Annotated in this window: 19 protein-coding genes; 10 read left to right on the top strand and 9 right to left on the bottom strand. The window is 63.8% G+C overall.

What is annotated here, in order from left to right:
* Positions 1-2 precede the first annotated feature (2 nt).
* The 4 genes from QEH68_RS16500 to QEH68_RS16485 all read left to right on the top strand — a co-directional run bounded on the left by QEH68_RS16500 (position 3) and on the right by QEH68_RS16485 (position 7,146).
* On the top strand, positions 3-2,072 hold the full coding sequence (locus QEH68_RS16500; protein WP_280623449.1) for a LuxR C-terminal-related transcriptional regulator: 2,070 nt from the start codon (positions 3-5) through the stop codon (positions 2,070-2,072).
* 175 nt (positions 2,073-2,247) lie between these two features.
* Positions 2,248-3,645 carry an IniB N-terminal domain-containing protein gene (locus QEH68_RS16495; protein ID WP_280623448.1) on the top strand — a complete coding sequence of 466 codons (1,398 nt, stop codon included), beginning with the start codon at positions 2,248-2,250 and terminating at the stop codon, positions 3,643-3,645.
* 142 nt (positions 3,646-3,787) lie between these two features.
* Positions 3,788-5,674: a dynamin family protein gene (locus QEH68_RS16490; protein ID WP_280623447.1), complete on the top strand. Its 1,887-nt coding sequence runs from the start codon at positions 3,788-3,790 to the stop codon at positions 5,672-5,674.
* An 11-nt stretch (positions 5,675-5,685) separates the two neighbouring features.
* A complete protein-coding gene (locus QEH68_RS16485; RefSeq protein WP_280623446.1) occupies positions 5,686-7,146 on the top strand; it encodes a dynamin family protein in 1,461 nt (486 codons plus the stop codon).
* Here the strand turns inward: QEH68_RS16485 and QEH68_RS16480 are convergent.
* Together QEH68_RS16480 and QEH68_RS16475 are read right to left on the bottom strand one after the other, a co-directional pair.
* The gene (locus QEH68_RS16480; RefSeq protein WP_280623445.1) at positions 7,127-7,753 is read right to left on the bottom strand and encodes a hypothetical protein; all 627 of its coding nucleotides are present in this window, start codon (positions 7,751-7,753) and stop codon (positions 7,127-7,129) included. The two genes, QEH68_RS16485 and QEH68_RS16480, sit on opposite strands and share 20 nt — an antisense overlap.
* A gap of 6 nt (positions 7,754-7,759) precedes the next feature.
* The gene (locus QEH68_RS16475; protein ID WP_089596062.1) at positions 7,760-8,200 is read right to left on the bottom strand and encodes a PLD nuclease N-terminal domain-containing protein; all 441 of its coding nucleotides are present in this window, start codon (positions 8,198-8,200) and stop codon (positions 7,760-7,762) included.
* A gap of 87 nt (positions 8,201-8,287) precedes the next feature.
* On the opposite strand from QEH68_RS16475, the gene QEH68_RS16470 reads away from it, so the two are divergent.
* Positions 8,288-8,599: a DUF4229 domain-containing protein gene (locus QEH68_RS16470; RefSeq protein WP_207594481.1), complete on the top strand. Its 312-nt coding sequence runs from the start codon at positions 8,288-8,290 to the stop codon at positions 8,597-8,599.
* 62 nt (positions 8,600-8,661) lie between these two features.
* Here QEH68_RS16470 and QEH68_RS16465 read toward each other — a convergent pair whose 3' ends face one another.
* From QEH68_RS16465 to QEH68_RS16450, 4 genes are read right to left on the bottom strand one after another with little or no spacing between them, the layout of a single operon-like run.
* On the bottom strand, positions 8,662-9,543 hold the full coding sequence (locus QEH68_RS16465; protein ID WP_207594480.1) for a 1,4-dihydroxy-2-naphthoate polyprenyltransferase: 882 nt from the start codon (positions 9,541-9,543) through the stop codon (positions 8,662-8,664).
* 60 nt (positions 9,544-9,603) lie between these two features.
* Complete coding sequence (locus QEH68_RS16460) at positions 9,604-10,743, bottom strand: AMP-binding protein (protein ID WP_280623444.1); 1,140 nt, start codon at positions 10,741-10,743, stop codon at positions 9,604-9,606.
* Positions 10,744-10,753: 10 nt separating this feature from the next.
* Positions 10,754-11,716: a 1,4-dihydroxy-2-naphthoyl-CoA synthase gene (locus QEH68_RS16455; protein ID WP_089596058.1), complete on the bottom strand. Its 963-nt coding sequence runs from the start codon at positions 11,714-11,716 to the stop codon at positions 10,754-10,756.
* A gap of 21 nt (positions 11,717-11,737) precedes the next feature.
* On the bottom strand, positions 11,738-12,175 hold the full coding sequence (locus QEH68_RS16450; RefSeq protein WP_280623443.1) for a VOC family protein: 438 nt from the start codon (positions 12,173-12,175) through the stop codon (positions 11,738-11,740).
* A gap of 138 nt (positions 12,176-12,313) precedes the next feature.
* Between QEH68_RS16450 and QEH68_RS16445 the strand changes: the two genes are divergently transcribed.
* Positions 12,314-13,186, top strand: coding sequence for a hypothetical protein (locus QEH68_RS16445; protein WP_280623442.1), 873 nt, complete (start codon positions 12,314-12,316; stop codon positions 13,184-13,186).
* 38 nt (positions 13,187-13,224) lie between these two features.
* Here QEH68_RS16445 and QEH68_RS16440 read toward each other — a convergent pair whose 3' ends face one another.
* Entirely contained in the window at positions 13,225-13,953 is a 729-nt protein-coding gene (locus QEH68_RS16440) for a CPBP family intramembrane metalloprotease (RefSeq protein ID WP_280623441.1), read from the bottom strand.
* Positions 13,954-14,004: 51 nt separating this feature from the next.
* Here QEH68_RS16440 and QEH68_RS16435 point away from each other — a divergent pair, with 51 nt between their 5' ends.
* From QEH68_RS16435 to QEH68_RS16425, 3 genes are read left to right on the top strand one after another with little or no spacing between them, the layout of a single operon-like run.
* On the top strand, positions 14,005-14,949 hold the full coding sequence (locus tag QEH68_RS16435; protein WP_280623440.1) for a metal ABC transporter substrate-binding protein: 945 nt from the start codon (positions 14,005-14,007) through the stop codon (positions 14,947-14,949).
* Positions 14,946-15,680, top strand: a complete 735-nt coding sequence (locus QEH68_RS16430) for a metal ABC transporter ATP-binding protein (RefSeq protein WP_207594472.1) — start codon at positions 14,946-14,948, stop codon at positions 15,678-15,680. Before QEH68_RS16435 ends, QEH68_RS16430 begins: the two co-directional genes overlap by 4 nt.
* A 3-nt stretch (positions 15,681-15,683) precedes the next feature.
* Entirely contained in the window at positions 15,684-16,547 is an 864-nt protein-coding gene (locus tag QEH68_RS16425; RefSeq protein ID WP_280623439.1) for a metal ABC transporter permease, read from the top strand.
* Between the two features lie 2 nt (positions 16,548-16,549).
* Here the strand turns inward: QEH68_RS16425 and QEH68_RS16420 are convergent, their stop codons facing one another.
* Positions 16,550-17,416 carry a DUF4097 family beta strand repeat-containing protein gene (locus QEH68_RS16420; RefSeq protein ID WP_280623438.1) on the bottom strand — a complete coding sequence of 289 codons (867 nt, stop codon included), beginning with the start codon at positions 17,414-17,416 and terminating at the stop codon, positions 16,550-16,552.
* Positions 17,416-17,928: a histidine kinase gene (locus QEH68_RS16415; protein ID WP_280623437.1), complete on the bottom strand. Its 513-nt coding sequence runs from the start codon at positions 17,926-17,928 to the stop codon at positions 17,416-17,418. Before QEH68_RS16415 ends, QEH68_RS16420 begins: the two co-directional genes overlap by 1 nt.
* Before the next feature lie 205 nt (positions 17,929-18,133).
* Between QEH68_RS16415 and QEH68_RS16410 the strand changes: the two genes are divergently transcribed.
* Positions 18,134-19,801 (top strand): ABC-F family ATP-binding cassette domain-containing protein, encoded by a 1,668-nt coding sequence (locus tag QEH68_RS16410; protein ID WP_280623436.1) that lies wholly within the window; start codon positions 18,134-18,136, stop codon positions 19,799-19,801.
* The last annotated feature ends 49 nt before the right edge of the window (positions 19,802-19,850 follow it).

Genomic DNA, 19,850 nt, shown 5'->3' with positions numbered 1-19,850 from the left:
CCATGACGGGACATGACCCTAAGCCCGGGCACCTTCCACCCGGGCCGGACGATCACCCGTTCAAGGAACCTGCCGCCCTTCACGAGGCAGCGCCACACCCTGTCCCGGAGCTTTCCGGGGATTCCGCGAAAGTCCGCGAGCTGCTCCTAGCCCTATCCGTGGGGTTCACGCTGCCTTCACCCCTGCCGCGTGGCCTTGAAGGCCATGATGGCCTGGACTCGATCATCACTGCAGCCATGGATGCGGGCTTGCTGCTGGCCGACGGGTCCGTAGTGGGGACGGTCCAGCATGCCTTGCTGCATGGAACCCCGCCTTCCCGCATCCGGGCGCTGCAGCGGGAGCTCGTGGACAAGGTCCTGGACGAAGGCCGTCCCTTGGGAGACCTGGCCCGCGACCTCGCCAGAAGTGGCATGCAGGATGCCCGGGTTGCCGCGGAACTCGAAGAGGTGGCAAACAGCGTCCTGGACTCGGATCCGCGTCTGGCCGTGGATCTCTATGCCGAAGCGCTTCTTGCCGGGAACAAGGAGCTCCACATTGCCGCGAAGCGTGCCCAGGCCTTGGCCGCCACCGGGGATCTGGACGAAGCTGGCAGGATCGTTGACAGGCTGCTTGCCCTGCCCGAGCCTCCCCACCTACGCCTGGGGGTGGACGTGGCAGCCGCCGTGTGGGCACAGCGGGGAATGTTGTCCCGGAGCGCTGACACGTACAGCTGGCTGGGGCCGGACAGGTTGCAGGGGTCTGCCCCGCTGGCCGCAGTGGCTATGATCGGCGCCGGAAATGCCGTGCTGGCTGAAGAGATCATGGCTGCCGCCGTGCCGTCCGGTTCGCCAACGCTGCTGGCGGTGGCTTTGACGCTCACCCAGGAGGGCCTGCGGCAGACCCTTGGACCCAACCCTCAATTGGCCCTGCCGGAGCTCATCAGGGCCTCGGACATGATGAACGCCTCTGGCGCAGCGATTCCATTGCCGGAGACCCCGGGGGCCCTGGCGGCCCTCTGCGCACTCCACAGTGGGGAACCGGCGGTAGCAGACACTGTGCTCAGGGCGGCGTTGGCCGCGGGCCAGGGCGGGGATGCTGCCCGACCCCGGTTGTTCCTCCTGCAGGCCTGGACTGCCATGCAGCAGGACAACTCCGACGAGGCCCGATTGGCCATCAACGAGGCAGTCAAGGCAAACCATTGGTCCTTGGCACCCCGCGACGAGCTGCTGCTATCAGCGCTGGAGGTGGGGCTCGCACGGCGTGGCAGCGACGTGCACGCGCTGGTGTTGGCGTGGGACCGGGCCCGGGAAGCCATGATGCACGTAGCCGTGGATCTCTACAGTCTCCTGCCCTGGGGTGAGCTGATGGTTTCTGCTGCACGGCTGCGCGAGACACGTCGGGTCTCGCACTATTTGGACGGCGCCTGGGAGCTCTTACAAAGGTTGGGGAACCCGCCACTGTGGTCAGTGCCGCTGCACTGGGCGGCAGTGCAGGCCGCACTGCTGAGCGAAAGCCCCGCTGAGCTTGCGCCGCACGCTGCCGCGCTGGTTCGGGCTTCGGAACACAGCCACCTGGCGTCCGTTCTTGCCGTGGGTGGCAAAGCCTGGGTTTCGGTGTTGGCCGGCCGGTTTGAAGCGTCCGACGTCGAAGCGGCGGCCCGCGGGTTGGCCGCCGTCGGGATGCCTTGGGAAGGGGCGCGATTGGCGGGCCATGCCGCCGCGCACGCGGAGGAACGGCGCGACCTGGTGCGCCTGCTGGCCTGCGCCAGGGACATCCATCCCCAAGGCGCTCCGGCCGGGGCGGGCAACGATCGGGTGGAGGAGCCGCACCATGGTGGTGCGCGTACCCCTGCACCGGACGGCACCAGCCCGGGTGCGGGGGATCCGTCCGTGCTGAGCGCCAGGGAACGCGAAGTGGCTCGGCTTCTTCTTGAAGGCAAGACGTACCGGGAGATCGGTGAAGCCATCTACATCTCGCCACGCACTGCCGAACACCACGTGGCACGCATGCGCAGGCGCTTGGGGGCCGACAACCGATCGGACCTCCTGGTCCGCCTGCGCATTGCCTTGGGGGAGGGGTACCCGCCTCCGTGAGCGGCAACCCCCTCCACCCCCTAACGGAAAACCCCGCTACCCCCTAACGCTGGGGCAAGCGGTAGGGGGACCACCCCCGATGCCCGGTCCCTCACCACGGCCATACGTTGAAGGGGAGCCCGGCAAAGGCGCCGGGCCATTTACCACCCACCACAGAATTTGAGGGAGCATTCCAATGCCTACACTCGCACAACAGCTCGTGCAGTTCCTGATGAGCCTGTTCAACGATCCCGATGCAGCCGAGGACTTTGTCCGCGACCCCGAGGCTGCCTTGGCCGCAGCCGGCCTCCGTGACGTTTCCTCGGCCGACGTCGATGCTGTTCGCCCGGTGGTCCTGGACTACGCACCGATCAACGCCCGTTCGTCGTTCGACCGCGAATACAACACCGGCGGCAACCATGCCTCCACTGGCGGCGGCGCCGGCTGGGGTGGCCATGATGACGACGACGATCACGGCCACGGCGGTGGCGGTGGCGGCGGTGGCCATGATGACGACGACGATCACGGCCACGGCGGTGGCGGTGGCTGGGGTGGCCATGATGACGACGACGATCACGGCCACGGCCACGGCGGTGGCGGTGGCTGGGGTGGCCATGATGACGACGACGATCACGGCCACGGCGGTGGCGGCGGTGGCTGGGGTGGCCATGATGACGACGACGATCACGGCCACGGCGGTGGCGGCGGTGGCGGTGGCTGGGGCGGACACGACGACCACGATGACCACGCCCACGCCGTTCAACAACTGGTCCACGTGGTGAACAACTACTCCTACACCACCACTATCGATGACCGCGATACGATCACCGATCAGTCGGTGAACCAAAACATCTGGGCTGACGGCGATGTCACGCAGCTCTTCAACCAGGACGCTGTCATCGCCTCGGGCGACGGTGCCATTGCCGCCGGCGACGACGTGAAGGACTCCGGCAACACCACCTCCACCGATGACCACTCGACAGATAATTCGCTGACCATCAATGAGTCGGGCCCTGGCGACGTCGAGGTGGGCAACACGGACATCGAGGTCAAGGATTCGTTCAACGACAATTCGGACAACTCGGTGACCAAGGACTCCTACAACACCGACGTTGATGTCGACGTGGACATCGAGGACTCCTTCAATGAGGACAACTCCTCCCACACCGACAACTCCCACACCAACATCCACAACACCGATTCGTTCAACAAGGACTCCTACAACACGGAGAACGAGTTGGAAGTCGGCGACGTGGACGTGGAGTACACGAACATCGAGAACTCCACCATCATCAAGGACAACGAGGTGGAGCTGGAATACACCAACGATCACTCCACCAACGTGGAACTGGAGGACGTCCAGGTCAACTACGATTCCACGGTGATCCAGGACAACGAGTTGGAGATCGACAACTCCAAGGAAATCGACGTGGAGGACGTCCAGGTCAACTACGACTCCACGGTGATCCAGGACAACGAGCTCGAAGTTGATAAGTCGAGCTACACCAACATCGAGGACAACGAAGTTGACGTCGAATACAACGACATTGACCATTCGAATGTTATTGCCAAGAACGACGTCGAGATCGACTAGCGGCAAAGAGGTCCACACGGCGTAGCGGAAGCTGCGGCGCAGAGCACCCCCAGCAGTGCCCGGCAGGCGGATGGACGCCTGTCGGGCACTTCGTGGCCCCTCCGGACAGCAGCACCGGAACAGGCAGAACAAAGGACACACCATGGCGGAAACAGTACGGATGACCACATTGGTGGAGCAGGGCATGGCGCTGGTGGGGGAGCGGAACGACCTTCGGCGACGCCTGGAAAACACTCACAACCGCCTTCAGGATCCCAGCGTTCGCGTGATCGTGGTGGGCGAGTTCAAGCAAGGCAAGAGCCAACTGATCAATGCTTTGGTGAATGCGCCCGTCTGCCCTGTGGATGACGACATTGCCACCACTGTGCCGACGGTGGTACGGCAGGGGGAACCGGCGTCGGCCGTTGTCCTGGTTCCCGTTGCGGAGGGTGGCACGCTGGAAGGCACTCGTACGGAGCTCGACAGCGACGGCCACGAACGAACGCTGGAACGCCAGCCCGTGCAGTTGGACCACCTGGCTGACTACGTCTCCGAAAAAGGCAATCCCGGCAACGCGAAGAACATCGTGGCGGCTGAGGTTGTCTTGCCGAGGAAACTGCTGGCGGGTGGACTGACAATAGTGGATTCGCCCGGGGTGGGTGGGCTGGGGTCAACGCACACGCTGACCACGCTGACGGCCCTTCCGTCAGCGCATGCCATGGTGTTTGTCTCCGATGCGTCCCAGGAATACACCGAACCGGAAATGCGGTTCCTGCGCCAAGCCATGCGCATCAGCCCCAACGTGGTGTGCGTACTGTCCAAGACCGACCTCTATCCGAGCTGGCGGCAAATCGAGGACCTCGACCGGAAACACCTTGCCGATGTGGGGCCGGACATACCCCTGTTCCCGGTCTCTTCGGAGCTTCGCCTCCAGGCGGCGCGTCTGCAGGACACGGAACTGAACGCCGAATCAGGGTTTCCTGAGCTGATCCACCACCTGAGGCACAACATTGTGGGTGAGGCCGCCAGAATTCAACGTCGATCCGTTGGCCATGATCTCTTGTCCGTGACGGAAAACCTGAGGCTCGCCCTGCAGTCGGAGCTTGGTGCCCTGGAGAATCCCGAGGGCACGCCGCAGATGATCGCCGGCCTCAATGCGGCCAAGGAGGACGCGGACTCGCTGCGCAAACGGTCGGCGCGCTGGCAGATCACCCTCAACGATGGCATCGGGGACCTCATCGCAGACATGGAGTACGACCTGAAGGACAGGTTGCGCCGGATCCAGCGCGAAGCGGAAACCGCCATTGACCAGGGGGACCCCGGCCCCGCCTGGGAGCAGTTCACCCAGTGGCTGGAGCAGAGCACCGCTGCTGCGGTCTCGGATACCTTCGTCTGGACCAGCGAACGGGCCCAGTGGCTGGCCACCCAGGTGGCGGACCACTTTTCCGAGGACGAGGTAGCCCTGCCGGCGTTAAAGGTGGCCGATACGGGCGGCGTGCTGGACCCCGTGGCTGACATCCAGGAGATGGACAACGGGCGTCTCGGACCCCTGCAAAAAGTGCTGATCGGGATGCGTGGATCCTACGGCGGCGTGCTGATGTTCGGCCTCCTGACTGGCATCTTTGGGATGGCCCTCATCAACCCGCTCTCCGTCGGCGCCGGCCTCCTGCTGGGACGGAAAGCCTTCCGGGAAGACAAAGAGGCCCGGCTCAAGCAGCGGCAAGCCGAAGCCAAGATCCTGGTAAGGAAACACGTGGACGATGTTGTGTTCCAAGTCGGAAAACAGCTGAGGGACAGGCTGCGGCTGGTCCAACGGGCCACACGGGACCACTTCACGGAGATCGCCGAGGAGCACCACCGCTCCCTGGCTGAATCCGTGGCGGCTGCCCAAAAAGCTGCCGCAACCTACGCAGTGGAACGGGACCTGCGGATCAAGGAAATCCGGGGCCATCTCAAAGCAGTGGACACGATGGCCAGGGAAGCGCAGCACCTGCTTGAAGCTCCCTCCATGGAAAACCGACCCAAACCCTCAACCGTCCCGGCCGGCTGATGGAACCGGGAATGGCCGGAGCCGCGGACCTGCTCCGGCACGCACGGGAAGTCTTCCGCGATGACGCCGCTGCGCTCGCGGTGGTGGACGAATTGGACAGCCGGCTGGAAGGGCCGTTGCGCATCGCAGTGGCCGGGATGGTCAAGGCCGGGAAATCAACACTCCTCAACGCGATCATTGGCGAGGAAATCGCGCCCACTGACGCCGGTGAATGCACCCGTGTGGTCACGTGGTACCAGTACGGACACACTCCAAAAATCACGGTTTACCCGTTCCGGGGCGGACCTCAAAACCTCCCCGTGACCCGCGAAGACGGCCGCTTGGTCTTGTCCTTGGGCGATATCCCGGCCGGGGATGTGGAGCGTCTGGTGGTGGACTGGCCATCAGCCGGCCTGCGCAATCTCACGTTGATCGATACTCCCGGCATCGCCTCGATGTCCGAGGATATTTCCGGGAGATCGGCGGCTTTCCTGCTGCCGGAAGACGAACCTACGGCAGCGGACGCCGTCCTCTATCTACTGCGGCACCTGCATGCCTCCGATGTCCGGTTCCTCGAATCCTTCAAGGACACCGCCGCCGGACGATCCGGTACCGTCAATGCCTTGGCTGTCTTGTCCCGGGCCGACGAGATCGGCGCCGGAAGGATTGACTCCCTGATTTCGGCAGCGGTCATCGCCGACAGATACAGCCGGGACCAGAACCTTAGACCCTTGGCCTTGGGTGTGGTGCCCGTGGCCGGGCTGCTGGCACAAAGTTCACGGACTATGCGCCAGGCGGACTATGAGGCCATGGCAATGCTGGCGCAGATGGACCGGAGCCAGCGGGAACGAATGATGCTGTCCGCAGCCCGTTTTGTCCGTTTCGAGGCTCCGCAAGGCCTCCGCCCGGCCACCAAAGCATCGCTGGTGCAAAGGTTTGGCCTGTTTGGGATTCGGCTGGGTGTTGCCCTGATCCGGGGCGGGACTGCTGATCCCACCGAACTGGCCCATGAACTGGCACGTCGAAGCGGGCTGGGCACTTTGCTGGACGCCATCAGCTATCTCTTCCAGAACCGTGCCGACGCACTCAAGGCGCGTGCCGTCGTCGTGGGTTTGGAATCATTGGTCCGCGGGGTTCCCAAGGAGCGGACGGCGCCGCTGGAAGCGGCGTTGGAACGGCTCCAGGCTGGCGCTCATGAGTTCCGGGAGCTCAAGCTCCTCGCCGCGTTGCGGACCGGTGGCGTGGGACTGGATGAGGAGCAGGTAGCTGAAGCGGAACGGCTGGTGGGTGGCCGCGGCAGCACTGCCTCGTTGAGGTTGGGCGTGAACCCGGAGGCGGATCCCAGGCAGATCAGCGAGGCTGCCCGGAGCTGTTTGAGCCGTTGGCGGCTGATCGCGGAAAATCCGTTGACCGAGCCGTCGGCACTGGAAGCGTGCCGTGTGGTCGTGCGGAGTTGCGAAGGGATGTTGGCCGCTATGCCGGCCGTTCGCTGAGTCGCTCGCTGAATTTTTCGCTCAGGAGCCAGACAGTAGTTGAGGGGAAAAACAGCAGGATCAGCCCCGCCGCGGCAAGGATGAACTGGGACGCCAGTAAAACCGTGGGCAAGACGCCGTCCGCGCCGGGAGCCACCACGAAGTCTGCGGTGATCACTGTGACCACCGCGTGCAGGAGGACCAAGGGCGCCAAGGTCCACCGTGCCCAGACACGGCGTTTGAAAAGCACCATCAGCAGGACGGCTTCCATGGCCACCACCAGCGCGATCATGGCGAGGCTGCCCAGGAACACGACGGCGGTGGATCCCTCGACAGCTTGGGCGTCACCGTCGGGAACCATGCCTCCGATGACGCCTTTCAGACGCTCAAAGTGGGCGTCACGGCCGAGGAAACCGAAAACGACGACGGCGATTCCCGCCACAAAGCTGGCAATCCAGAGGGAGCGGGAGAGCCGTGCGGTGCCCGGTGGCACGATGGCCGCGGTAATGGGAGGCGGCACTGACAGGGACATGCCCGGACGGGGTGGTGGTGCGGGACGCGCTGTTGGCCCAATGACTGATGGTGTGGTGGAAGGTAACTGCCGTGAACCATCAGCTTGCTGGGCCATGTTTGCCTACTTCAGCTCGTCGGTGTCATGGGGGTCCGGCTCACTTCGCTTGGTATCGCCGGGTTTGAAGCCGTTGCCTGTTGCCTCACCGGAACCATCGGAGGGTTTGTCGCCAAGCTCGCGTTCCTTGGCTTCAAGGTCCGCCTTGAGCTTCTTCAGGCGGTCATCCTCGGCCTGGTTGCGACGGCGGGTTTCCAGGTTACGGAGGAATTCGGGGTCATCGTCCGGAGCAGTGGGATAGCGGCGGACCGGCTTTGCCGTGGGTTTGCCATAGGGCCGGCCGAAGATGAACCAGAGGATGGCGCCCAGGAGCGGCAGGACAATCATCACGATGATCCACGCGGGTTTGGAAATACCGCGTGTCTGGTGGCTGTCCGTGCGGATGACGTCCACCAGGGCATAGACGAAGATGACCAGAACAATGACGACGCCTACAACCCGGAGCATGCACCAAGTCTAGTCGCCGGAAGCCCATCACTGGACGTCCTCTACCGGCTGTGATCAGAGTGCAACCATCCGGCCCGCTAAACTTGGATGGTGGCTTTCCTGAAGTATTCCCTCATTCGCCTGGCGCTGTTCGTGCCGTTGTTCGTCCTCTTCGCCTTTTTGGGGGTTGGCTGGATCCTGGCGGTCATCTTCGCCGGGCTGATCGCGTTCGCCATCAGCTACCTCTTCTTCCAGAAACAGCGCGACGCCGCCACTGCAGCCATGCGCGAACGTTTCTCCGGGCGGGCCAAGCCCATTCGCACTGCCGGCGAAGTTGAGGACGCCACGGTCGAGGACCGCTTGGTAGAGAAAAACCCGGATATCGCTGTCAACAACGACAAACGCCCGGGCTCCTTGTAAAAAGTCTTTGTACAGCCAACGCCCCCAGGAAGGATTCCTGGGGGCGTTGGCTGTATCTGAACTTAGAAGCCGCGGCTCAGGATCAAGCCCAGCGAGAACAGCAGGCTGTACCCGAGGTTGATCATGCCGGTCTGCTTGAGCACGGGAATGAGGCTCTTGCGCTTTTTCCCATTGACCATCAGCCAGGCCGGCATCAAGCACGCGGGGATCAGCAGCAGGACGATCAGCATCCACGGCTTGGTGGGCGCCAGCACGATGACCAGCAGGATGGCGACGGCAAGCATCAACACGTAGCTTTCACGGGCGTGCCGGTCGCCAAGACGCACTGCCAGGGTCCGCTTTCCGGCGGCCGTATCAGTGGGAATGTCCCTGACATTGTTTGCCATCAACAGGGCGCAGGCGATGAGGCCTGTACCAATCGCACCGATCACGGCGGCCAGGCTGACTTGTCCGGCCTGGGTGTAGGTGGTGCCGAGCGTGGCCACGAGCCCGAAGAACACGAACACGAAGACATCGCCCAAGCCCATGTAGCCGTAGGGATTCTTGCCGCCCGTATAGCCCCAGGCTGCCAGCACGCAGCCGATACCCACCAGGATCAGCCACCACGTTTGGGTGATGATCACCAGGATCAGGCCGCAAATCATCGCGGCGCCGAACAGCCCGAACGCGGCCCACTTCACTTGCTCCGGCAGCGCAGCACCGGAGCCGACGAGACGCAGGGGACCTACCCGGTCCTCGTCGGTGCCGCGGATGCCATCGGAGTAATCATTGGCGTAGTTCACGCCGATCTGGAGCAGGAGCGCCACGAGCGCAGCCAGGATCGCGTTCGGCAGCCGGAATGCCTGGAGCTCGTACGCCGCTGCCGAACCAATCAGGACGGGCGCGATGGCCGCGGGCAGTGTGCGGAGCCGGGCTCCTTGGATCCATTGTGCAGCTGTCGCCACGTGTAGTACCTCGTGTATTTCGCGGTTGATCTTGAGTCAGTTTCGGGAGGAAGAACGTGTCTATTGTCCCTGATGCAGTTCGGAAAGCCGTTCAATCATGGCCAGTCGGTCCGGTTTCCCGTTGGGCAGCATGGGCAGTTCCTTGTCAGCGAACACTGTTTTCGGAGCCAGGACTCCCAGCGCAGCCTCGCGCCGGGACGTGAAGCCCTTGATGCCTTCGGGGCTGGGATCGGTCACTGCTACGAAAGCTGCCACGGCTTGGCCCCACTCGCGCGACGGGACACCGGTGACGAAAGCCGCTGTGACGCCGTCGAGCTTTTCCAGCTCGCCCTGAATGTAGGCGGCGGAGGCTTTGACGCCGCCGGTGATGATGACATCGTCCGCCCGGCCCAGGACGGTGAGCTTGCCGTCGTCGTCCAATTCGCCGAGATCGCCAGTGACGTACCAGCGAACGCCTTCCTCCTCAAAGAAGGCAGCCTTCGACGCGCGGGCGGCGTCAAGGTAGCCGGCGGCCACGGTGTCGCCACCGAGCAGGATGCGGCCTTCCAGCCCGCCCTCGCCAATGCGGACCTCGACGCCGTCCAGCGGCTGGCCGTCGTACACGCACCCGCCGCAGGTCTCGGCTGAGCCGTAGGTGGTGACCACCTTGAGCCCCTCCGCATGGGCGGAGGCAAGGAGATCCGGTGACGCCGGAGCGCCACCCAGCAGGATCGCGTTGAAGCGGCGCAGCACGGCCAGGGTTTCGGGCGCGGGGGAGTCCATGAGCCGCTGCAGCTGCGTGGGAACCAGTGAGGTGAAGCGGATCTTGTCCGTGAGTTCCTCGGCCGCCGCGGTGAAGGCCTCGGGCGTGAAGCCGTCAGACAAGTCCATGACCCACGGCCGGGTGCCTGCGTACAGCGACCGGACCAGGACCTGCACTCCGGCCACATACTGCAGCGGGAGCGCGAGCAACCACTGGCCCTCACCGCGCAGGGCCATGGCAGTGGACACGGACGAGGCCGCGAGGGCGTCGATGGTCAGGACGGTTGCCTTGGGCGTGCCCGTGGAACCGGAAGTGCGGACCACCACCGCGGCATCCTCGACGCCGGTCTCCACCGGGATCGCCTGCGGCTCGCCGTGGTCGCCAGTGACGATTTCGACGGCGGGACCCTCGCCATGGAGGGCAGCCATCAGTGCTTTGAGAACGGGATCGATGTCCACAGGGTGAGTCCTAGAAGTAGTAGGGGAAGCTGGACCAGTCGGGGTCGCGTTTCTGGAGGAACGCTTCCTTCCCCTCCACGGCCTCGTCCGTCATGTAGGCGAGGCGGGTGGCTTCGCCGGCGAAAACCTGCTGTCCTGCCAGGCCGTCATCGGCCAGGTTGAACGCAAATTTGAGCATGCGGATGGCCTGCGGGGACTGGCGGGCGATGTCCGCGGCGTACTCCAGTGCGACTTCCTCCAGGCGGGCGTGGTCAACCGCCTCATTGACCGCACCCATGCGAACCATGTCGTCGGCCGAATATTCGCGGGCAAGGAAGAAGATCTCGCGCGCCGCTTTCTGCCCGATCTGGCGGGCCAGCAGCGCAGAGCCGTATCCGGCGTCGAAACTTCCCACTGTGGCGTCCGTCTGCTTGAACTTGCCGTGCTCGCGGGAAGCGATGGTGAGGTCGCTGACCACGTGCAGTGAGTGGCCGCCGCCCGCCGCCCATCCATTCACGACGGCGATGACCACCTTGGGCATGGTCCGCATGAGTCGCTGTACTTCCAAAATGTGGAGCCGGCCGGCACGGGCGGGGTCGATAAATTCAGCGGAATCACCCGCAGCGCCTTCTACCTGGTATCTGTAACCGTCCCGCCCACGGATCCTTTGGTCCCCACCCGAGCAGAACGAGTGCCCGCCGTCCTTTTCCGATGGACCGTTGCCAGTGAGCAGCACCGTGGCGACGTCAGGGGTCATGCGCGCGTGATCCATTGCGCGGTAAAGCTCGTCCACCGTTCCCGGCCGGAAGGCGTTGCGGACTTCGGGGCGGTTGAACGCGATCCGGACCGTGGGAAGGTCCTTGACTGTGCCGTCCGCGGAACGCTCCACCTGCCGGTGGTAGGTCATGTCCTTGAAGTCATCAAAGCCGGAAACAGTGCGCCAGCGTGAGGGGTCAAAGACGTCGGAAACCTTGGCAGGGAGTTGGTTGTTCACAGTCCGAGTCTAGTAATGGCCTTAGCTGATGCAGAACTCGTTGCCCTCGGGGTCGGCCATGGTGTGCCACTCGTGGGGTCCTTGGCTGGCGGTCCAGAGGTGCTTTGCTCCGCGGGCCTCCAATTGTTTCCGCACCTCATCCTTGTCCCGGCCGTCCAGGCGGACATCCCAGTGCACACGGTTCTTGACGGTCTTTTGGGTGGCATCGGTCTGGAACAGGATGCGCTGGCCGGTCTTGGGGTCTGTGTCCTCGGCAGGCACGATCGCGCAGCCTTCGGCCCAGACCAGCTTCCCGTTGTGCGTGATGGTCTGGTCCTCGGTGGCGTAGCCCTGCTCGATCATCGATCGGATGAACGCCTCGTCCTGTGGTTCCACGCTCCACTCGAGGGTCTCGGCCCACCAGTCGGCGAGGTCATGCGGCTTCTGGCAATCGACTACTACCTGGATGTTCAATGTCATGGTCTCCACGCTATTCCCGACGCCGGGTAGCTGGTAGTCCTTTGCGGTCATGTTTGGTCCGGGTTCCAAATGGTCGGCAAGTCACGGCCTAGTGGTCATCTCCAACGTTGGAGATGTGCATGGTTAGAGCAATTCCAGTTGCTGGAACCGGCCAAGGCCCTGGCCAGGGTTCGGCTGGATGCGTGGTTGGCCGCCAAGCTTCCGGCCGTGGAGGCGTGGGAAAGCCTGCCGGCAGCGATGGCTCCCGGGCATGCCGGCTTGGTCAGCTGTGGAATCCATCGATTCCGCGGTGGCCGGAGCGTGGCCACGGTCTTTGGCGGGTGTGACGACGTCTCGTCCGGCATCAGCTCCGGACTTGCCACCAATCCCACCTTCCTGCGCTTCAGTCACGGCGAGGCGGTCCTGACGGATGTGCGGCTCTCGCGGAGCTTCTTCGACCTGGGGCCGTTCCGCAGCCGGAGCGCCGCCGTTGATGGTCCCGCGGTCCGCCTCCACGATGAGCTGAGCGCCAACTTCTACCTTCCGCTGCCGGTGGATGTGCAGCGTTCCGACGGCATCTATCCTTTGGTCCACGAAGGACGCTTCAGCGCCTCCATGGACTTCGACAACCGGCCCATCGTGGAGCACCGCTTGGCAACGTCCATCACGGTCACACCGAATCCTGCGGACGGAACGGTGGAACTGGAGCTGGACTTCGACGGTGCCGAAACCTCGTACGCCCTGGAGCTGACCTTCCGCGCGGGTGGGCAGCTCAGCGGGGTGGAGGAGGCCGGTACTGGGTCCGGGACCTTCCAGCTGGCCTCCGGGACGGGTGCCTACCGCGTGGGGAATGACGTGATCGAATTTGGCCCCGGCAACGCAGCAGACCCGGACAGCCCGCCTGTGTACAACCCGGGGGAGGCTTACCGATATCCAGGAGGCTCGAACGCCAGCTACGGCGTGAAGGTCTACATCACAGGACGGACCTCAGGCAGCCACCGGGTGGTGCTGACGGGGAAGAGCGTGTCGTAGCTGGGGCAGGCCCGTTTTTTTGCTGGGCGGGCCAGCTTCTAGCTTGGAAGCAGCTCGGACGGGATGGCGTAGATCAGGACAACGGCCATGAGGTTCTTGGCGGCGTGGACAAAATAGGAGAACATCAGGTTCTTTCCCGTCCAGACATAAACCGCTACGAGGACCACGGCCATGCCCAGATACGGTGCCAACGCGGACAGCACCAGTCCTTCGCGGCCCACTACGTGGATGGAGGCAAAGACCACCACGGAGATCACGCAGCAGATCCAGATGTTCAGGTACCGCGACAATTTGCCGATCAGCAAATGCCGGAACAGATACTCTTCAACAAAGGGGCCCAGCAGCACCAGCAGGGGCACCATGAGCCATGCGGGCACCTGCTGCAGCAGACCTTGGATGCCCAGTTGGTTCTCTGAGCTTCGTGCTGTGCCGAAGGCCGCCACCAACAGTGCCGTGAGAATGAGCATCACCACGATCGCCAAGGGGACCATGCCCAGGGTGAACCATGGGCGGGTGCCAAGGATCTTGAGGTCCCTGCCCATCACCCGCCAGGCCGAGGCCACCGCGAATATTCCGACACCGGCATAGAAGACCGCATTGACGGCGTAGGATGCGGTGGCTGGCTCGGGAAAGAGCTGCAGCATCAGCCGTTCCACGGATTCACCCGCGAACGTGAAGTAGGCGGTAAAGGTGAGGTAGGCGGCCACTGCGGCGGCGTCAAGGGCAGTGAATCTGTACAAAGATGCCTTGGTGGAAAGAGTGCCCATGTGACCAGCCTAGCTTTGCCGGGTGGCCCTTGCTTGGCTACACTTTTCGGTATGCCTAACTTTTCGTTTCGGCGCGCCAAAGATGTCCGCCGTTTCGCTGCTGCCCTCACCGTCATCGCCCTCGCCTTGGGGATCTCCGCCTGTGGCGGGAATTCCTCCGCGGGAGGTGATGACAAACCCGTGGTGCTGACAACATTCACTGTATTGGCCGACGTCGCCAAGAACGTGGCCGGGGATAAACTCCGGGTCGAGTCCATCAGCAAAGCCGGGGCCGAAATCCACGGCTACGAGCCCACGCCCGGCGACATCCGCAAAGCAGCCCAAGCGGACCTGATTCTGGACAACGGGCTCAACCTCGAAGCCTGGTTTGCCCAGTTCGTGGAAGACCTGGACGTGCCGCACGCTGTGGTGAGCGACGGCGTCGACGTCATGCCCATCGCCGAGGACTCCTATCAGGGCAAACCCAACCCGCACGCCTGGATGTCGCCCAAGAACGTCCAGATATACGCCAACAACATGGCCAAGGCCTTTGCAAAGCTGGATCCATCCCATGCTTCAGAGTTCGAAGCCAATGCCAAGGCCTACAACGCCCAGTTGCAGAGCGTGCAGGACGAGATGGTGTCCAAGCTTTCCGTTCTCTCGGAGAAGCAGAGGGCCTTGGTCACCTGCGAAGGCGCCTTCTCCTACCTGGCCCGCGACGCCGGTCTCAAAGAGGTCTATATCTGGGCAGTCAACGCAGAGCAGCAGGCCACACCGCAGCAGATCACCCGGGCCATCGAATTCGTGAAGGAAAACCAGGTACCTGCCGTTTTCTGTGAATCCACGGTGTCGGACGCCCCCATGCAGCAGGTGGTGGGTGCCACTGACGCCGAGTTCGGTGGGACCTTGTATGTGGATTCCCTGTCCGAAGCTGACGGACCGGTTCCTACCTACCTTGACCTCATCCGCCACGACGCCAAAGTCATCACCACGGCACTCACAGGAGGAACGTCATGAGCACCCCCGCAATCGCTGTAGAGAACGTCACGGTCCACTATGGTGAGGTCCTGGCCCTGGACTCTGCGTCCCTGACCCTGGAGCATTCCCGGATCTGCGGCTTGGTAGGGATGAATGGCTCGGGCAAATCCACCCTGTTCAAAGTCATCATGGGCATGGTGAAACCCGATTCCGGCCGGGTACTCATCAACGGAGAGCCACCCGCGAAGATGCGTAAGGACGCCGGGATCGGCTACGTCCCCCAAAGCGAAGACGTGGACTGGGCCTTTCCCCTGTCCGTCCGGGACGTGGTGATGATGGGCCGCTACGGGCATTTGGGATTCACGCGCCGGCCCCGCAAAGCCGACCGGGACGCCGTCGAGCACGCCTTGGAACGGGTGGAGCTGAGCGAGTTCGCCGACAGGCAGATCGGTCAGCTGTCCGGAGGACAGAAGAAGAGGGCCTTCGTGGCCCGTGGCATCGCGCAGGGCGCCACCATGATGCTGCTGGATGAGCCATTCGCGGGCGTGGACAAACGGTCCGAGGCCACCATCACCCGGCTCCTCCGTGAGTTGGCGGAAGACGGCGCCACCATCCTGATTTCCACCCACGACCTCCACGCCTTGCCCCAGCTCTGCGACGAAGCCGTGCTGCTGATGCGCAAGGTGCTCATGCACGGAAGTCCGGACACCGTGCTCCAGCCCGAGAACCTGGCCATGGCCTTCGGCCTCGACGTCATGAACAGGGGCTGAACCGTGGAATTCCTGCTGGAACCCCTGAGCTACGACTTCATGGTGCGGGCGCTCGCAACCACGGCCATCGCTGCGGTGGTCTGTGCGGTGCTGAGTTGCTGGCTCGTCCTGATCGGCTGGTCCCTCATGGGCGACGCCGTCTCGCACGCGGTGCTTCCCGGCGTCGTCCTCGCGTACATCGTGGGTGCGCCGTTCGCGGTGGGTGCGTTGGTGTTCGCGCTGATCGCGGTGACGTTGATCGGGGTGGTCCGCAACACGAGCCGGGTGAAGGAAGACGCCGCGATCGGCATCGTGTTCACTTCGCTGTTTGCCCTGGGACTGGTCCTGATCTCGGTGACTCCAAGCCAAACCGACCTGAACCACATCATCTTCGGCAACCTGCTGGGCGTCAGTATCCCCGACCTCATCCAAGTGGTGGTGCTGGGCGTGGTGGCCTTTGCGATCCTGATCCTCAAACGCCGCGACCTCACGCTGTACGCCTTCGATCCCACGCATGCGCACGCGATAGGTCTCTCACCCCGCAGGCTTGGCGCGCTGTTGTTGGGTTTGCTGGCACTGACCTCGGTTGTAGCCCTGCAGACTGTGGGCGTGGTGTTGGTGGTCGCCATGCTGATCATCCCGGGCGCCACTGCCTACCTGCTGACGGACCGGTTCTCGCGGATGCTGGTTATTGCACCGGTGATCTCCGTGGTGTGTTCCGTGACCGGCATCTACCTCAGCTATTACCTGGACACAGCATCGGGGGCCATGGTGGTGCTCACCCAAGGCGTGGTGTTCGCGTTTGTGTATCTGTTCAGCCCGCGGCAGGGGCTGATAGGGACGCGGCTGGCCAAGGCTCGTCGGAAGCGGGCCCTGGCCACGGCGTAGGTTTAGGCGTGCGCTGTTGCGGGTGAACGCGTCACTGTGATGTCGCCGTAGGCGTTGCGGGCATGGATCTCCACTGTCTCCGTGGATTGGCCAGGTCCATGGGTGACGTCGAGTGCGTTGCGTACCCGTCCATATTTGGTCTTGAGGTCAAGCCAGGCCGCGGTACCTTGGCGCACGCCGATGGACAGTGCGCCCGCGGCCGTCTGCACCGTGAGGGTTCCCGCGGCCACTTCCCCTACCGTGATGTCCCCGTTGGACGTTTTGACTGTCGTGGAGAGGCCGGCCTGCTCCAAGGAGACATCGCCGTTGGCGGCGCTGACGCTGAGTTCGCCGGAAGCGTGCGAGATGTAGGTGCTGCCGTTGCCGTTCTTTACAGTGGCAACCCCGTCGATGTGACGGACGCGGATCTTGCCTGAGCCGGTCTTGATCCTGGACCGTCCTGACGCGCGTTCCACGGTGACGTCACCCATGTCCGTGTGGGCTCGGAGCTCGCCGCAGTGGTCGATGCGGATGTGGCCCAAATCGGTCTTCAGGTCGGCGGTGCTGAATTCGCCCTCGCAGCGGAGGTCGCCCATGGCAGTCTTCAGCTCCAGGTTGCTGCCGATGGGAACCTCAACGACAATCTCCACTGCGCCGCCGTCGCTGAACCAGCTGTGGCGGAATGCGGGGTGAAGCCTGACTTGCAAGCGGCCGTCCGAGTAGTCCACGGTGGTTTGCTCAGCCATCCTGACGTCCAGGCTTCGCTTTGCCTTGCGGGGCTGGACCGTCACCTCGGTTTCGGGGTGGTCGCGGGCCACGATCCACATATCGCCGCGGACGGAGACGTCAACCACGACGGCGATCGGCTGGGGAGTCTGGAAGGTCGGCATCAGCGCGCCCATCCCGTGAAGTTCTGTTCGCCGGGTTCGCGGCCCGCTTTTCGTTGGGTCGGGCGGCTTCCGTTGAGGGCATCTGCGACAGCCCTGATCAGCCACGAGTTCACGGACAGCCCTTCCTGTCCGGCTGCATCCTCGACTTGCTGCTTGAGGTGGTCCGGGAGCCGGAGCGTGGTGCGGGACGTGCTGGTGCCGTCGAGGTCCTCAACCACTGCAGTACGCTGTCGTGGCTGTTCCGTGACGGCTTCAAAATCGTTGGCGGAGGAGGGGTTGCTGACCACGAATTCAGGGTCCCGGCCGCGAAGCCTGACATCTACGGAACCGGGGGCCAACTCCAGGGTGATCTCACTGGCTGCGTCGGAAAGGGCCTCCAGCAGAACCAGGCGCACGGTGGATTCAAGCGCGGCAGTCAAGCGTTCGCTCAAGGCCCGTGCTTCCGGACCGCCGGCTTCGGCTGCGGTTTCCAGCTGGTGCTGGACCGCGGTGACGTACTGATTCAGCTGCATGACACCATAGTGACGTCATTATGGTGTCATGTCAAGATTCATGGCGGAGGAGTGGTGTCACCCATGGTGTCCCGGCTTGACGGAGCAGCACGAGACGGGGCAGGCTGGAGCGATGAAGTCTTGAGCGCAGCCCCCCTATCTGCGGCTGCATCCCCAGTACCCACACGGCTTTAGGCCACCCACTGCGGACTTGCGAGGATTCCTCTTGACTGACCACCTTTACCTTTCCGGCGTTTCCCACGGCTACGGGGACCGCGAACTTCTCAACAACGTTGACCTCGTCATCCACCACGGCGAGCACGTGGCAATCGTCGGCGAAAACGGCGCGGGAAAGTCCACGCTGCTGCGGCTGCTGTCCGGTGTGGAAACGCCCGACGACGGCGCGGCCGGCCTGAGCGGCAACCCCGGCTACCGCGTGGGCTACCTCGCCCAGACCCATGGCTTCTCCGAGTCGGTGACCGTAGGAGATGCCATCGACTCCTCCTTGGCGTCGCTGCGTTCCCTTGAAGCCCGCATCCTGGACCTGGAATCAGGCCTGGCGGACGCCGACACCGAGGAACTTGAACTCTACGGAAGCCTGCAAACGGAGTATCAACTCCGCGAGGGCTACGCTGCCGAATCCCGGGTGGAAGCAGCGCTGGACAAGCTGGGGCTGGGAGGCCTGGACCGCCGTCGAACGCTTGGTTCCTTGTCCGGCGGCGAGCGGGAGCGGGTGGCGCTGGCATGCTTGCTGGCCGATCCTGCCGAAGCGTTGCTCCTGGACGAGCCCACCAACCACTTGGACGCGAACGGTACCGCCTGGCTTGAGTCCCGGTTGGCTGCGCATCGCGGCACGGTAGTGGTGGTCTCGCACGACCGTGTCCTGCTGCGTAAAGTCGCCACCACCATCATCGAAGTGGACGCCGACCGCAGGTCCGTTAACCGCTATGGGAACGGCTACGAAGGCTACCTCCGCGAGAAAGCCGCCGAACGTGCCCGTTGGGTCCAGGAATACGATCAATGGCTGGACGCCATGGCTGCCGAACGGCTCCAAGCTGCCACGGTGGCCGACCGTATGGGTTACGGACGCAAGCGCGACAACGACAAGATGGGTTTCGATTTCAAGGCCGGAACCTGGCAGAGCGCGGTCACCAGCAAGGTCCGCAACGCCCAGGAACGGCTCCGCCGGCTCGAAGAGAATCCGGTGGACCGCCCACCAGTGCCGCTGACACTGGCAGCTCCGCTGGGTTCTGTGACCGACGTGATGTCCGAACCTGCGCTGGAAGCCCACGGCGTCAGCGTCCCCGGGAGGCTTCAACCCACCGATCTTAGGGTTGAAACCGGCCAGAAGGTACTCATCACCGGGCCCAACGGAGCCGGTAAATCCACGTTGCTGTCCGTGTTGACGGGGAACCTGGAACCGGCCACGGGGTCGGTGGGCGTCCGCGGCAAGGTGGGCTACCTGCAGCAGGAGCTCGACGTTCCCACGCGGCCGGGGCTGCGCTTGCTTCCGGCATTCGCCGCTGGTCTGGGTGGCAACATCGATGAACACGCGGAAGGCTTGCTTCGCCTGGGTCTCTTCCGGCCCGCCGAGTTCCACGTGCCCGTGGGTGGCCTGTCTGCGGGGCAGCAACGCCGCCTCGCCCTGGCCCGGCTGCTCCTGGGCGGCTACCAAATCATGATTGTGGATGAGCCAACCAACCATTTGGCACCAGTATTGGTGGAACAACTGGAGGCAGCGTTGGCCTCATTTGCCGGGACCCTGGTGATCGTGAGCCACGACCGCGCCTTGGGCGAGTGGTTCGATCACTGCGCCCGCGTTGACGGCTCCGGGCGGAGCGCATCGGCAGGATCGTGGGTCCGCTACGGGATGCAGGGTGGCGAACTGCTCTAGTCCACGTAGCGGTGGTCGTCACGCGGTTTCCACTGCGGTGAGTTGTTGG

Source organism: Paenarthrobacter sp. OM7 (assembly GCF_029873575.1).
GTDB lineage: Bacteria > Actinomycetota > Actinomycetes > Actinomycetales > Micrococcaceae > Arthrobacter.
Note: the sequence above shows the minus strand (reverse complement) of the source record. Positions and strands in the feature narration are given on the sequence as shown.